We start from the raw sequence: 13,542 nt of genomic DNA on the forward strand, positions 1-13,542 counted from the left end.
GGTTCGGTTGGCGAGTGGGGACAGGGCAATGACAGGATGAGGACCATGACAATCAAGGCTTATTTCGACATCACCATCGACGGCAAGCCCGAAGGCCGCATCACGTTCAACCTCTTCGACGACGTCGTGCCGAAGACCGCGGAGAACTTCCGCGCGCTCGCCACCGGCGAGCAGGGCTTCGGTTACGCGGGCTCGAAGTTCCACCGCGTCATCCCGGACTTCATGCTCCAGGGCGGTGACTTCACCGCCGGCAACGGCACCGGCGGCAAGAGCATCTACGGCGCGAAGTTCCCCGACGAGAACTTCAACCTCAAGCACACCAAGCCGGGCCTGCTCTCGATGGCCAACGCGGGCCCGAACTCGAACGGCTCGCAGTTCTTCATCACCACGGTCGTCACGAGCTGGCTCGACGGCAAGCACGTGGTCTTCGGTGAGGTCGCGGACCAGGCCAGCATGGACCTCGTCAAGAAGATCGAGAGCTTCGGCTCGCAGTCGGGCGCCACCAAGGCCGAGGTCGCCATCTCCGCCTCCGGCACCCTCTAGCACCCCTGGTACCTCTGGCACCTGGTGCATGAGCCCCCGCCCCCACCGGGCGGGGGCTCACCCATGCCGGGCCCCGTCAGCCGATGCCGGTCACATGCCGCAGGCCGCCCAGGAGGTGCGCGCGGAAGACGGGGTCCGCGTAGGCCTCGTCGGCGTGACCGAGGGCCGTGTAGAACACCGGACCGCCGCCGTGATCGTGACACCACACGAGGGGGTGGTCGGTGCCCATGCCGCCTCCCTCGTACGAGGTCTCGTCGGCGGACGCCAGGACCCGCACCGCGCCGCGCGGCGAGGCCCGGAAGTCGTACCACTCGTCGGTGAACTCCCAGGTGGTGGGGAGGTGTTCGGTGGCGGGGTGCGCGTGGTCCTCGACGATCAGGCGGCCGGGCTGGAGCACGGGGTGGCGGGCGAAGCGCGCGCCGAGGAGCTCTCCGTAGTAAGGCCAGTCGTACTCGGTGCAGGCCGCGGCGTGAACGCCCATGAAACCTCCGCCCGCCGACCGGTGCGCGCGCAGCGCCGACCGCCCGGCCGGGGTCAGGACGTCGCCGCTGGTGGAGAGGAAGACGATCGCCGCGTAGCCGGAAAGATCCTGCTCGAAGGCGGCCGGGTCCTCGGTCGCGTCGGCCGGGCAGCCCATTCCGGCGGCGAGCTCGCGCAGGGCGGCGACCCCGGCGGGGATCGAGGCGTGCCGGTAGGCGGTCGTTCGGCTGTAGATCAGCAGGCGGAGGCTCATGGCCCCCGATCGTAGGAGCCGCGACCGCGGCCGGGCGTGAGGCGAAAGTGCCGGATGCGGCCGACCACTCCCCCGGGCCCCGCGGCCCACGGTAGCGTCAGCGCCAGTAGCAGATGTCCGAACGATGTTCTAGATATCGAACGCACATGGCACCGAGGAATGGCACGTATGCCCGATCTCACGCCCCCGCCCGCACCCCAGGAATCACAGGGGTCTCAGGAGCCCCAGGGCTCGCAAGGGCCCATCCGCCTCCGCTCCCACGCCCACACCGCGCTGCGCCCGGCGGCCACCGCACGGATCACCGGCGGTTTCTGGGCCGCCCGGCGGCACACCAACGCCTCGGTGAGCATCCCGCAGGGACCCGCGCGCCTCGAACAGGCCGGCAACCTGGCCAACCTGCGTGCCGCGGCGCAGGGCGCGGGAGCTTTCGCCGGGGACTTCCCGTTCCAGGACTCCGACGTCCACAAGTGGCTGGAGGCCGCCTCCTGGCAGCTGGCCGACGAGCCGGACCCGCACGGTCTCGCCGCGGACGTGGAACGGCTGACCTCGCTCGTCGCCGCCGCTCAGGACCCCGACGGGTACCTCCAGACGTACTACCAGGTCGCCCGCCCCGACCGGCGCTGGAGCGGGCTCGACTGGGGCCACGAGCTGTACTGCGCGGGCCACCTGATCCAGGCCGCCGTCGCCCACCACCGGGTCACCGGGCGCCGTGAACTCCTGGACGTGGCCGTCCGGTTCGCCGCGCACATCGACTCCCTCTTCGGACCGGACGCGACGAGCGAGGGAGCGGAGAAGAAGCACGGGATCTGCGGGCATCCGGAGATAGAGACCGCCCTCGTCGAGCTGTACCGCGAGACCGGCGAGCGGCGCTTCCTGGATCTCGCGGGCCACCTCACCGACCGCCGCGGCCACGGACTGCTCGCGGAAGGCATCGACCGCGCCCGCGATCCGGGGCCGGCGTACTGGCAGGACCACCTGCCCCTGCGGGAGGCGCCGACCGTCACGGGGCACGCCGTGCGTCAGCTGTACCTCCTGGCGGGGGCCGCCGACCTGGCCGCGGAGACGGGCGACGAGGCCCTGCGCGAGGCCCTGGAACGGCTCTGGCACGCGATGGCCGGGACGAAGACGTACCTCACGGGCGGTGTCGGCGCACGCCACGAGGGCGAGGCGTTCGGCGAACCCTTCGAGCTGCCGCCGGACCGGGCGTACGCGGAGACCTGCGCGGCCATCGCCTCCGTGCAGTGGTCCTGGCGGATGGCGCTGCTCACGGGCGAGACCCGCTACTCCGATCTCGTCGAGCGCACCCTCTACAACGGCTTCCTGTCCGGGGTCGCCCTCGACGGCGACCGCTGGCTGTACGTCAACCCGCTCCAGGTGCGCGACGATCACGAGACCCGCACCGGCGACCAGGCGCCCCGCCGCACGCCGTGGTTCAGCTGCGCGTGCTGCCCGCCCAACGTCATGCGGCTGCTCGCCTCGCTCCCCCACTACGTGGCGAGCGGCGACGCGGACGGCCTGCAGCTGCACCAGTACGCGACGGGTTCGTACGCGACGGACACGGGCGGTGCCGTCACGGTCGGGACGGACTATCCGTGGAAGGGCCGCGTCACGGTCACCGTCGACGCGGCACCGGCTGACCGCGAGTGGACGCTCTCGTTGCGCATCCCCTCCTGGTGCGCCGAGTTCACGGTGGCCGCGCCGGACCGGCAGGACCGCACCGAAGCGGACGGCGGCTGGCTGCGGATACGCCGTCGCTGGCTGCCCGGCGAGCGCGTCGTCCTCGACCTCGCCCTGGATGTACGCCTCACGGAACCGGACCCACGGGTGGACGCCGTGCGCGGCTGCCTCGCCATCGAGCGCGGACCCCTCGTGTACTGCCTGGAAAGCGCTGATCAGCCGGTGGGCCTGCGTCTGGACGCGGTGACTCTGACACCCGACGGGCGCACCGTCGCCGAGCATCGCCCGGACCTCCTGGGCAGCGTCACGGTCGTCACCGCCACCGGCCGGCGCCGCTCGGACGGGACACCGACCCCGCTGACGGCGGTGCCCTACTACGCGTGGGCGCACCGGGAAGAGGGGGCCATGCGGGTCTGGATTCCACGGGGCTGACGGATGAGCACACCCTCACCCGCGTACGTATGTACGGGAGACACCACCCTCCCCCATCCGGAGTCCTCCCATGGCAGACGCGGGCAACGTCACCGCCCTCTTCCGCGCGTCCACCGCGCACACCCCCTCGTACTCCGCGCTGAACAGGGCGGCGGCGGACAGCGGGCGTCCGCTCGTCGACTTCTGCATCCCGTGCAACCCGTACTTCCCCACACCCGAGATGTACGAGGAGCTGGGCGGCCGGCTGCGGGACATCCTCACGTACTACCCGAGCGGCGCCGACACCATCACCGCCGAGCTCAGCGCCGTGCTCGGGCTCAACCCGCAGACCGTCGTGATGGGCAACGGCTCGACCGAACTCATCACCTGGATCGACCACTTGCTGGTGCGTGACGCGCTCGCGGTGCCCGTGCCGACCTTCGGGCGGTGGACCGATCAGTCGATGGAGACCGGCAAACGGGTCGACATGTACCTCCTCCCGGAGGCCGACGGTTTCGCGCTCGATCCGGCGGCCTTCGTCGACTTCGTACGGGCCCGCGGCTCCCGCACGGCGGTCATCTGCAACCCCAACAACCCGGACGGAGGCATGCTGCCGCGCCGCTCGGTGCTCGCGCTGCTCGACGCGCTGCAGGATCTCGACCTGGTCGTGGTGGACGAGTCGTTCCTGGAATTCGCCGACGCGGGACCGGAGTCGAGCGTCGTCGACGACGCGGTCCTGCGGCCCAACGTCATCGTGCTGCGGAGCCTCGGCAAGAACTTCGGGCTGCACGGCGTGCGCTTCGGCTACCTCGTCGCCAACCCCGGCCTCGCGGGCCGGGTGCGCGCCGCACTGCCGAAGTGGAACCTCAACTCCTTCGCGGAAACCGTGGTGTTCATGCTGAGACAGCACCGCCACGCCTACGACCTGAGCCTGCGTCAGGTGCGCCGCGACCGCCAAGAGATGATCTGGCACCTCGGCCGGCTGCCCGGACTCACCAGTTACCCCTCGCAGGGCAATTTCGTGTACGTGCGCCTGCCCGACGGGGTGGACGGAGCGGTCCTGCGGGACCGGCTGCTCGCGGAGCACGGCATCCTGGTGCGCGAGTGCGGCAACAAGATCGGCAGCTCGAGCCGCTTCCTGCGCCTGGTGGTCCGCCCACCGGTCGACGTGCAGCCCCTGATCAGCGGCCTGGAACAGGCGCTGTACGCGACCGGGGGCGCCGACCCCGGCCTGCTGCCGGTCCCCTACGGCTCGGGGAACCCGGCGGTGGACCGGCTGGTGATGCGGGCCTGATGCCGCCGACCCCGAGCCGTAAAATCGTGACCATGGAAACAGCGGGGGCAGGCGCGGACAGCCGACGAAGCACGACCACGGGCCGGGACGGCACCGTGGGCGCCGTGACCAACTGGGCCGGGAACATCACCTTCTCGGCCCGTGAACTGCACCGGCCCGGGTCGCTGTCCGACCTGCGGGCGCTCGTCGCGGGCAGTCGGCAGGTGCGGGTGCTCGGCAGCGGCCACTCGTTCAACCGGATCGCCGACGTGGACGGTGACACGGCGGGTGCGTCCCTCCTCTCCCTCTCCGCTTTCGAGCCGTCCGTCGACGTGGACACCTCGGCGCGCACCGTGCGCGTGTCGGGCGGCGTGCGGTACGCCCAACTCGCCCGCTACGTAGCCTCATTCGGGCTCGCACTGCCGAACATGGCCTCGCTGCCGCACATCTCGGTGGCTGGGTCGGTCGCCACCGGGACGCACGGCTCCGGCAACGGCAATCAGTCGCTCGCGGAGATCGTCCGTGCGGTCGAGCTGATGACCGCCGACGGGGAGACGGTGGTCCTGAACCGCGGTGACGACGGGTTCGACGGCTCCGTCGTCTCGCTCGGCGTGCTCGGCGTGGTCCTCTCGCTCACTCTCGATCTGGAGCCGGATTTCGGGGTGAGCCAGCACGTGTTCGGCGAACTCCCGCTGGCAGGGCTCGACTTCGAGGCGGTGACGTCGGCGGCGTACAGCGTGAGTCTGTTCACCGACTGGCGCGGGCCGCGCTTCGACCAGGTGTGGCTCAAGCAGCGCGGCGAGGCTCCCGTGGACTTTCCCTGGGCGGCGCCCGCGACGGCACCGCAGCATCCGGTGCCGGGCATGCCTGCCGTCAACTGCACTCAGCAGCTGGGCGTGCCGGGCCCGTGGCACGAGCGGCTGCCCCACTTCCGGGCCGAGTTCACGCCGAGCAGCGGCGCCGAGCTCCAGTCGGAGTATCTGCTGCCGCGCGAGCACGCCCTTGCGGCCCTGCACACCCTGGACTCCCTCAGGGACGAGGTGGCGCCCGTCCTCCAGGTCTGCGAGGTGCGCACGGTCGCCGCCGACAGCCAGTGGCTCAGTCCCGCGCACGGCCGCGACACCGTGGCGTTCCACTTCACCTGGGTGCCTGACGCGGCGGCCGTGCTCCCGGTGGTCGCCCGCGTGGAGGAGCACATGGCGCGCTGGGAGGCCCGTCCGCACTGGGGCAAGGTGTTCGCCGCCGACCCCGCCGAGCTGGGCGCCCGTTATCCGCACGCGGCGGATTTCGCCGCGCTTGCCGATCGACTCGACCCGGCGGGGAAGTTCCGCAACGCCTTCGTGCGGCGCTTCCTTCGGCCGCTTTCCTAGGAGGCGGCGTCGGCGACCGGGATGCCGAAGTCCGGGGCGCCGTCCGCCTTCCAGCCGAACTTCTGGACGCGGGTGTGGCGGTTGGGGTCGTTCAGGGGGTCACCGACGATGTCCTTGTACTGGCGGGCGTGGTAGACGAGGACGTCGGTGCGGCCGTCCTCGGCCACGGTGAAGCAGTTGTGGCCGGGGCCGTACTGCTTGGTCGTGTCGTTGCTGGTGAAGACGGGGGTCGGCGACTTGGACCAGGACGCGGGGTCCATGAGGTCGCTGCGGGTGTCGGCGGTGAGCAGCCCCATGCAGTAGTTGAAGTCGGTCGCGGACGCCGAGTACGAGAGGAAGACGCGGCCGTTGCGCTGGATGACGGAGGGGCCTTCGTTCACCTTGAAGCCGACGCACTCCCAGTCGTACTCGGGTGTGGTCAGCCGGATTTGAGGTCCCGTCAGGGTCCATGGGTTCGCCATGCGGGAGAGGAAGACACCGGTGTTGTTGTCCATGCCGGGCTCGTACTGCGCCCAGGCGAGGTAGCGGCTGCCCCGGTGGGTGAAGGTGGTGGCGTCTAGGGAGAAGGTGTCCCAGGCCGTGGTGAGCTGCCCCTTCTCCGCCCATGTCCCCTTGAAGGGGTTGGCGTTGGCGTTTTCCAGGACCCAGATGCGGATCTTCCACACGTCGTCGGCGGGGGCCGCGGCGAAGTAGATGTACCACTTGCCGTTGATGTGGTGCAGTTCCGGAGCCCAGATGTGCGAGGCCATGTCGCCGCTGGTGTGCCGCCGCCAGATCACGGACTCGTCCGCGCGCGTCAGGCCTCGCAGGGTGCGGGAGCGGCGCAGGATGATGCGGTCGTACTCGGGGGATGTCGCCGTGAAGTAGTAGTGGCCGTCGGTGTGGCGCTGGATGTGCGGGTCGGCGCGCTGCTCGACGAGCGGGTTGCGGTAGGCGGGGGCCCGGGTCGCCGCGTGGGCGGGCGCCTGGGCGAGCGCGGGCGTGGCGGTGAGGGCGGGTGCGGCGGCGAGTGCGCCGACGGCCAGCGTGCCCCTCAACACGGTTCTGCGGCTGGGTACTTCACTGTGGTCCATGCGGCTCCCCTCGCGCCGACGTTCGTCATTTCGAACGCCATCTGATACTCCGAACGCCGAAACGGTAAAGGGGTGTTGGGGCAAGGTCAACGGTTGCGGCGAGATGCAACGAGATGGGCCCGCGGGCGTCTGGGCGGGTGTCCGCGTGTCCCTACTCCGCCCGCCCCAGCGCCTCCCCGCACGCCTTGATGTACGCGGCCACCAGCGGGCGCCGGTCGTCACCCACACGCCAGGCCAGGGCGAACCGGCTGGGTGTGATGCCGCGGACCGGACGCGTGACGACGCCGCCCAGCGTGATCAGGGGTGCGTTGCCCGCGGCGACCAGGCAGACCCCGCGGCCGTCCACCAGCGCCTCGTACGTCTCGTCGGTACTGGCGATCTCCGCGCCGACGCGCGGCGGGTGACCCGCGCGGGCATCCAGGGCGAGCCAGTAGTCCCGTAGCGCGCCCGCACTCCGGGGCAGCGCGAGGAAGGGTTCGTCGAGAAGCTCGGCGAAGTCGATCTCGTCCCGGTCCGCGAGGCGGTGCGTCGCGGGAAGGGCGACATGGCGCGGCTCCTCGGCGACCACCACCCAGCCGTAGCGCTCCAGGTCCGGAAGCGGCAGCCAGACGAAGGCGACGTCCGCCGTGCCGTCCGCCAGGCCCGCGCTGGCGTCCTCCCAACTCACCTGCCGCAGGCGGACCGTGGCCTGCGGGCGGGCGTCGCCGAAGCGGGACCGTACCGCCGGCAGGAGGCCTCCGCGGGCCGGTCGCGTGCTCATGCCCACGCAGAGCGTCGCCCGCTCCTCGGTCTTGGCGTGCTCCACCGCGCCGACCGCCGAACGCCAGTGTTCGAGCACCTGTTGGGCGTACGGCAGAAGTGTCGCGCCCACGCGAGTGAGGCGCACGCCTCGGCTCTCGCGCACGAACAGGTCGGCACCCAGCTGCCGTTCCAGGGACCGTATCTGCTTGCTCAGCGCGGGCTGCGAGACGAAGAGCCGCTCGGCGGCCCGCGTGAAGTGCAGCTCCTGCGCCACCGCGACGAAGTAGCGGAGGTCCCTGCTGTGTACGTCCCTGCCGTGCAGCTCTGCGCCATGAGAGTCCATAACCATCAGCTATCACGTCAGATCTTGGACGGGCCACCCGATTCTGCCGCAGGATGATCCACGGAGCCGGGGACGAGTGAACCGGCCTGCATACAACGGGAGTTCAGGATGACGAAGGTATGGCTCGTGACAGGCGCGAACAGCGGCTTCGGCCGGGCGATCACCGAGGCGGCCGTCGCCGCGGGCGGCGTGGTCGTGGCCACCGCACGTAACGCCTCCTCCCTGGACGACCTGGTCGCGGCCCACCCCGACCAGGTCGAGGCCCTCACTCTGGACGTGACGGACACGGCCGGCATCGAGGCCGCCGTACGTGACGTCACCGATCGGCACGGCCGCATCGACGTCCTGGTGAACAACGCGGGCCGCAGTCACGTCGGCGCCCTGGAGGAGGACTCGGACGCCGAGCTGCGTGCCCTGTTCGAGGTGCACGTCTTCGGTCCCGCCGCGCTGACCCGCGCCGTCCTTCCGCACATGCGGGCCCGGCACTCGGGGGCGATCGTGCAGATGAGCAGCATGGGCGGGCAGATGTCCTTCGCGGGCTTCTCGGCGTACAGCGGCACGAAGTTCGCCCTTGAGGGGATGTCGGAGGCGCTGGCCGCCGAGGTGGGGCCGCTCGGCATCAAGGTCCTGGTCGTGGAGCCCGGCGCGTTCCGGACGAGCCTGTTCGGCAACACCAGTGCGAGCCCCGTGGAGATCCCGGACTACGCGCCGACGGCGGGCGCCACCCGCACCATGGTCGCGGGCGGCGACGGCACGCAGCCCGGCGACCCGGCGAAGGCCGCCGCGGCGATCATCACCGCGCTCGACGCCGACGAGACTCCGCTGCGCCTCCCGCTGGGCGAGGACGCCGTGGACGCGGTCGTCGGCCACCTCGACTCGGTCCGCGCGGAGATCGCGACCTGGGAGAAGGTGACCCGGGCGACCGCCTTCGACGCCTGAGACGGTCGAGGGCGTGCGGCGGGCGGCCGGTGTCAGCGGTCGCGCTTGACCGCCCGCAGGACCACGAACTTGGGGTTGGACGCGGCGACTTGAGCGTTGCCGAAGAGCTTTCGCAGCTTCACGTGGTAGTCGAGGTGGCGGTTGCCGACGACCCAGAGCTCGCCTCCGGGGCGCAGCGCGGCGCGCGCTCCGCTGAACATCCGCCAGGCGGTCGCGGCGGACGTCGCCTGGTGGGTGTGGAAGGGCGGGTTGTTCAGGACGAGGTCCACCGTCCCCGCGGGTACGGCCGCCAGCGCGTCGCCCGCGATGAACTGCGCCCGCGTCGTCTCGGCGACGTTGGCGCGGAAGGTGGCCTGTGCCGAGGCGACGGCCGGGTACGACTCGTCGATGAAGGTGACCGTGGCCTCGGGGTCGGCGACGGCGGCGGCCGTCCCGAGCACGCCGTTGCCGCAGCCGAGGTCCACGACGTGCGACGCGGCGCCATCCGCGGCTCCCCTGCCGGCCGGCAGGTGCTGCAGAAGGAAGCGGGTGCCGATGTCGAGCCGCTCGGCGCAGAACACCCCGGCGTGGTTGACGGCCGTCAGTCCCCTTCCCGCCCCGGAGTCGTCGTCGAGGACATAGCTGCGCGGCCAGGGGCTGGGGCCGGGGTCGCGCTCCGGGTCCGGCGTGCTGAAGATCAGCCGCGCCTTCTGCCGGGCCAGCGAGGTGCGCGTGGGCCCGATGATCCGCTCGAAGAGGTCGAGCGTCGAGGTGTGGATCTCGGTGACCATTCCGGTGCCGACGACGACCGTGCCCGCGTGCAGGGCGGGCGCGAGCCGGTGCAGCTGGTCCTCCAGGAGCGCGAGGCTCTTCGGCACGCGGACCAGGAGCACGTCGATCCGGCTCGGCGGGGCGTCACCCGTCGTCGTCAGGCGCACCGCGTCCGGCGCGAGCCCGGCGCGCGCCACGTTGGCCCGCGTCGCCTCGTGCGCGAGGAACGAGTCGGTGATCAGCGTCGGCCCGTGATCGGCGAGCGCGGTGGTCAGCGCGCCCCAGCGGTCGCCGACGACGGCCACGGTGCCGGAGAGGTCGACGGGCTTCGCCGTCTCCTCGGCCCCGACGGGCCCGCCGTCCTCGCCCGCGAGATACCGCAGCAGGTAGGCGTCGGCGGCGGACCAGGCGCGCAGCGGGTCGCGCGGGTCCTCGGGAAATCGTGTGAGGTCGTACGCGCCCCATGACGTGCTCAGCCGGTTCATCGTGCCTTCAGGCTAACGGAGTGGGGCGGCTGCCCCGATCAGCGGCTCCTGTGGTGCGCGTGCGGGCCGTTCTCCATAGCGTCCATTGGTGGAGCACCCGCGCATCCCATCCCCCCGAGGAGCCGTCATGCCGGAGCTGTTCATCGGCGGAACATGGACCACTGCCGTGGACGGTCAGACACGGGAGATCCGCTGCCCGGCGGACAACACCCTGGTCGCCACCGTCGACGAAGCAGGGCCGAAGGACGCCGCGGCGGCGATCGCCGCCGCGCGCGAGGCCTTCGACACCGGGCCGTGGCCCGGCACCCCGGCGGCCGAACGCGGCCGTCTGCTGCTGCGCGTGGCCGACCTCCTCGAACGCGACAAGGACGCGCTCGCCCGCGCCGAATCCCTGGACACCGGGAAGCGGCTCGTGGAGAGCGAGTACGACATGGACGACATCGCGAACTGCTTCCGCTACTTCGGCAACCTGACGGCGGCGGGCGGCACCGACCGCGTCGTCGACGCCGGCAGCCCGGAGGTGGACAGCCGGGTGGTGCACGAGCCGGTCGGGGTATGCGCGCTGATCACGCCGTGGAACTATCCGCTCCTCCAGACGGCCTGGAAGGTCGCCCCCGCGCTCGGCGCCGGCAACACCTTCGTCCTCAAGCCGAGCGAGCTGACCCCGCACACCTCCATCATCCTGATGCGCCTGCTCACCGAGGCCGGGCTGCCCGGCGGTGCCGCCAACCTGATCCTGGGCGCGGGCCCCACCGCGGGCGCGCCGCTCAGCGAGGACCCGCGGGTCGACATGGTGTCGTTCACCGGCGGGCTCGTCACGGGCCGCCGCATCATGGCCGCCGCGGCCCCCACGGTGAAGAAGGTCGCCCTGGAGCTGGGCGGCAAGAACCCGAACATCGTCTTCGCCGACGCCGACTTCGAGGCGGCCGTCGACTACGCCCTGATGGCGATCTTCCTGCACTCGGGCCAGGTCTGTTCGGCCGGGGCACGGCTCCTCGTCGAGGACGAACTGCACGACCGGTTCGTCGACGAAGTGGTCGCACGCGCCCAGCGCATCCGGCTCGGCGGCCCCTTCGACGACGACGCCCGCACCGGCCCGCTGATCTCCGCGGCGCACCGCGACAAGGTCGAGGCTTACGTGGCGGCGGGCATCGCCGAGGGCGCCGTGTTGCGGTGCGGCGGCGCGCGCCCCGACGACCCCGCCCTCTCGGAGGGTTACTACTACCCGCCGACCGTGCTCGACGAGTGCACACCCGGCATGTCCGTGATCACCGACGAGTCGTTCGGCCCGGTGCTCACCGTCGAGCGGTTCCGGGACGAGGACGAGGCGGTCGCGCTCGCCAACGACACCGTGTACGGGCTCGCGGGCGCCGTCTGGACGCAGGACGGCGGCAAGGCGCACCGGGTGGCGTCCCGGATGCGCGCGGGCACGGTGTGGATCAACGACTTCCATCCCTACGTGCCGCAGGCGGAGTGGGGCGGCATGAAGCAGTCCGGCTTCGGGCGCGAGCTGGGTCCTGCCGGTCTCGCCGAGTACCAGGAGGCCAAGCACATCTGGCGCAACCTCGCCCCGACACCACAGAGGTGGTTCGAATGAGCACGGATCCCGGCAAGGGCGCCGAGGCCGCCGACGCCGCCCGGCAACAGCACCAGGACGACGACGACGCGCTCGGCAAGCTCGGCTACCGGCCCGAACTCAAGCGCACCCTGGGCAACTTCCACACCTTCGCCGCCGGGATCAGCTACATCTCGATCCTGACCGGCACCTTCCAGCTCTTCTACTTCGGTGTGAGCTTCGGCGGTCCCGCCTACTGGTGGTCCTGGCCGATGGTCTTCCTCGGCCAGCTGATGGTGGCGCTCTGCTTCTGCGAGCTGGCCGCCCGCTTCCCTGTCGCGGGGTCCGTCTACAACTGGGCCAAGCAGCTCGGCGGCAAGCACATCGGCTGGCTCGGCGGCTGGATGATGCTGACGGCCACCATGGTGTCCCTCGCGGCGGTCGCCCTCGCGTACCAGATCACGCTGCCGCAGATCTCCGACACGTTCCAGTTCATCGGGGACGGCAGCGGGACGACCGACGCGGCGAAGAACGCGGTGCTGCTCGGCTCCGTGCTGATTCTGTTCACCACCCTGGTCAACGCGTTCGGCGTCAAATTGATGGCCCGGATCAACTCCGCGGGCGTCCTCATCGAGCTGATCGCGGCCGTCGTCCTGATCGTGCTGCTCGCCGCCCACATCACGCGTGGCCCCAGCGCCATCACGGAGACCGGCGGCCTGGGCCAGGGGCAGAACCTCGGCTACTTCGGTGCGTTCCTGACGGCGTCGCTCGCCTCGGCGTACGTGATGTACGGCTTCGACACCGCGTCCTCGCTCGGCGAGGAGTCGCTCGACCCGAGCCGCAACGCCCCGCGGGCGATCCTGCGGGCGCTCATCTTCTCGTTCCTGATCGGCGGGCTCATCCTGCTGTTCGCGCTCCTGGCCGTGCCGGATCTGCACGCGAAGGAACTGTCCGTGGACGGCCTGCAGTACGTGGTCCTGAGCACGCTCGGTTCCACGATCGGCGAGATCGTGCTGTGGTGCGTGGTCGTCGCCATCACGGTCTGCGAACTCGCCGTGCAGGCGGCGGGCATCAGGCTCGCGTTCGCCATGGCCCGCGACGGCACGCTGCCCGCGTCCTCGCTGCTCGCCAAGGTCAGCCCGCGGTTCAAGACCCCCGTACTGCCCGCGATCGTCATCGGCGTCGTCGGCGTCGCCATCCTGGTCATCAACATCAACCAGCCGCAGATCTTCTCGGTGATCACGAGCATCGCGATCATCATGATCTACCTGGCCTACCTCCTTGTCACCCTGCCGATGCTGATCAGGCGGCTGCGCGGCCAGTGGCAGCCCGTCGAGGGCAAGTTCTCGCTCGGCAGGTTCGGCCTGCCCGTCAACATCCTGGCCGTGCTCTGGGGCGCCGCCATGTCCCTCAACCTGGCCTGGCCCCGCGCGGAGGTCTACAACGCGACGGGACCGCAGCACTGGTACCTGCGCTGGGGCGCGTTCCTCTTCATCGGCATCGTGGCCTGCGGCGGCTTCGCCTACTACTGGTTCGTGCAGCGGCACAAGGCGGGCGTACTCGCCGAGCACCGCTTCGAAGAAGAGGCCGTCGACCCCACCACTCCCCCGTCGCCCCCGGCCGCCCCCTGAACCCCGCTGATCTGGAGT

The 13,542-nt window shown here is 71.1% G+C and carries 11 protein-coding genes; 7 read left to right on the forward strand and 4 right to left on the reverse strand.

The genetic code is table 11. From position 1 onward, the window contains the following. The first annotated feature begins 45 nt into the window (after positions 1 to 45). Complete coding sequence (locus AB0I66_RS05565; protein WP_363206375.1) at positions 46 to 543, forward strand: peptidylprolyl isomerase; 498 nt, start codon at positions 46 to 48, stop codon at positions 541 to 543. Positions 544 to 619: 76 nt separating this feature from the next. Here AB0I66_RS05565 and AB0I66_RS05570 read toward each other — a convergent pair whose 3' ends face one another. Beyond that, the gene (locus AB0I66_RS05570; RefSeq protein ID WP_363206376.1) at positions 620 to 1,276 is read right to left on the reverse strand and encodes a ThuA domain-containing protein; all 657 of its coding nucleotides are present in this window, start codon (positions 1,274 to 1,276) and stop codon (positions 620 to 622) included. Positions 1,277 to 1,444: 168 nt separating this feature from the next. Between AB0I66_RS05570 and AB0I66_RS05575 the strand changes: the two genes are divergently transcribed. The 3 genes from AB0I66_RS05575 to AB0I66_RS05585 all read left to right on the forward strand — a co-directional run bounded on the left by AB0I66_RS05575 (position 1,445) and on the right by AB0I66_RS05585 (position 6,007). Beyond that, positions 1,445 to 3,385 (forward strand): beta-L-arabinofuranosidase domain-containing protein, encoded by a 1,941-nt coding sequence (locus tag AB0I66_RS05575; RefSeq protein ID WP_363206377.1) that lies wholly within the window; start codon positions 1,445 to 1,447, stop codon positions 3,383 to 3,385. Positions 3,386 to 3,455: 70 nt separating this feature from the next. Further along, on the forward strand, positions 3,456 to 4,658 hold the full coding sequence (locus AB0I66_RS05580) for a histidinol-phosphate transaminase (protein WP_363206378.1): 1,203 nt from the start codon (positions 3,456 to 3,458) through the stop codon (positions 4,656 to 4,658). 32 nt (positions 4,659 to 4,690) lie between these two features. Further along, positions 4,691 to 6,007 carry a D-arabinono-1,4-lactone oxidase gene (locus AB0I66_RS05585; protein ID WP_363206379.1) on the forward strand — a complete coding sequence of 439 codons (1,317 nt, stop codon included), beginning with the start codon at positions 4,691 to 4,693 and terminating at the stop codon, positions 6,005 to 6,007. Here AB0I66_RS05585 and AB0I66_RS05590 read toward each other — a convergent pair. Both AB0I66_RS05590 and AB0I66_RS05595 read right to left on the reverse strand, forming a co-directional pair. After that, a complete protein-coding gene (locus tag AB0I66_RS05590) occupies positions 6,004 to 7,080 on the reverse strand; it encodes a glycoside hydrolase family 43 protein (protein ID WP_363206380.1) in 1,077 nt (358 codons plus the stop codon). The genes AB0I66_RS05585 and AB0I66_RS05590 overlap by 4 nt on opposite strands. Before the next feature lie 151 nt (positions 7,081 to 7,231). Then, the gene (locus AB0I66_RS05595) at positions 7,232 to 8,164 is read right to left on the reverse strand and encodes a LysR family transcriptional regulator (RefSeq protein ID WP_363206381.1); all 933 of its coding nucleotides are present in this window, start codon (positions 8,162 to 8,164) and stop codon (positions 7,232 to 7,234) included. A gap of 108 nt (positions 8,165 to 8,272) precedes the next feature. On the opposite strand from AB0I66_RS05595, the gene AB0I66_RS05600 reads away from it, so the two are divergent. Next, positions 8,273 to 9,103, forward strand: a complete 831-nt coding sequence (locus tag AB0I66_RS05600; RefSeq protein ID WP_363206382.1) for an oxidoreductase — start codon at positions 8,273 to 8,275, stop codon at positions 9,101 to 9,103. Between the two features lie 32 nt (positions 9,104 to 9,135). Here the strand turns inward: AB0I66_RS05600 and AB0I66_RS05605 are convergent, their stop codons facing one another. Beyond that, positions 9,136 to 10,338, reverse strand: coding sequence for a methyltransferase (locus AB0I66_RS05605; RefSeq protein WP_363206383.1), 1,203 nt, complete (start codon positions 10,336 to 10,338; stop codon positions 9,136 to 9,138). Between the two features lie 127 nt (positions 10,339 to 10,465). Between AB0I66_RS05605 and AB0I66_RS05610 the strand changes: the two genes are divergently transcribed. Beyond that, on the forward strand, positions 10,466 to 11,935 hold the full coding sequence (locus AB0I66_RS05610) for an aldehyde dehydrogenase family protein (protein WP_363206384.1): 1,470 nt from the start codon (positions 10,466 to 10,468) through the stop codon (positions 11,933 to 11,935). After that, a complete protein-coding gene (locus tag AB0I66_RS05615; protein WP_363206385.1) occupies positions 11,932 to 13,524 on the forward strand; it encodes an APC family permease in 1,593 nt (530 codons plus the stop codon). The genes AB0I66_RS05610 and AB0I66_RS05615 overlap by 4 nt, the downstream gene beginning before the upstream one ends. The last annotated feature ends 18 nt before the right edge of the window (positions 13,525 to 13,542 follow it).

This window comes from Streptomyces sp. NPDC050439 (assembly GCF_040655335.1).
Lineage (GTDB): Bacteria > Actinomycetota > Actinomycetes > Streptomycetales > Streptomycetaceae > Streptomyces.

What these genes read in the sequence shown, in the direction of transcription:
- AB0I66_RS05565 (WP_363206375.1), top strand. Translation starts at nt 46, where the DNA reads ATGACAATCAAGGCTTATTTCGACATCACCATCGACGGCAAGCCCGAA.
- AB0I66_RS05570 (WP_363206376.1), bottom strand. Translation starts at nt 1,276, where the DNA reads ATGAGCCTCCGCCTGCTGATCTACAGCCGAACGACCGCCTACCGGCAC.
- AB0I66_RS05575 (WP_363206377.1), top strand. Translation starts at nt 1,445, where the DNA reads ATGCCCGATCTCACGCCCCCGCCCGCACCCCAGGAATCACAGGGGTCT.
- AB0I66_RS05580 (WP_363206378.1), top strand. Translation starts at nt 3,456, where the DNA reads ATGGCAGACGCGGGCAACGTCACCGCCCTCTTCCGCGCGTCCACCGCG.
- AB0I66_RS05585 (WP_363206379.1), top strand. Translation starts at nt 4,691, where the DNA reads ATGGAAACAGCGGGGGCAGGCGCGGACAGCCGACGAAGCACGACCACG.
- AB0I66_RS05590 (WP_363206380.1), bottom strand. Translation starts at nt 7,080, where the DNA reads ATGGACCACAGTGAAGTACCCAGCCGCAGAACCGTGTTGAGGGGCACG.
- AB0I66_RS05595 (WP_363206381.1), bottom strand. Translation starts at nt 8,164, where the DNA reads ATGGACTCTCATGGCGCAGAGCTGCACGGCAGGGACGTACACAGCAGG.
- AB0I66_RS05600 (WP_363206382.1), top strand. Translation starts at nt 8,273, where the DNA reads ATGACGAAGGTATGGCTCGTGACAGGCGCGAACAGCGGCTTCGGCCGG.
- AB0I66_RS05605 (WP_363206383.1), bottom strand. Translation starts at nt 10,338, where the DNA reads ATGAACCGGCTGAGCACGTCATGGGGCGCGTACGACCTCACACGATTT.
- AB0I66_RS05610 (WP_363206384.1), top strand. Translation starts at nt 10,466, where the DNA reads ATGCCGGAGCTGTTCATCGGCGGAACATGGACCACTGCCGTGGACGGT.
- AB0I66_RS05615 (WP_363206385.1), top strand. Translation starts at nt 11,932, where the DNA reads ATGAGCACGGATCCCGGCAAGGGCGCCGAGGCCGCCGACGCCGCCCGG.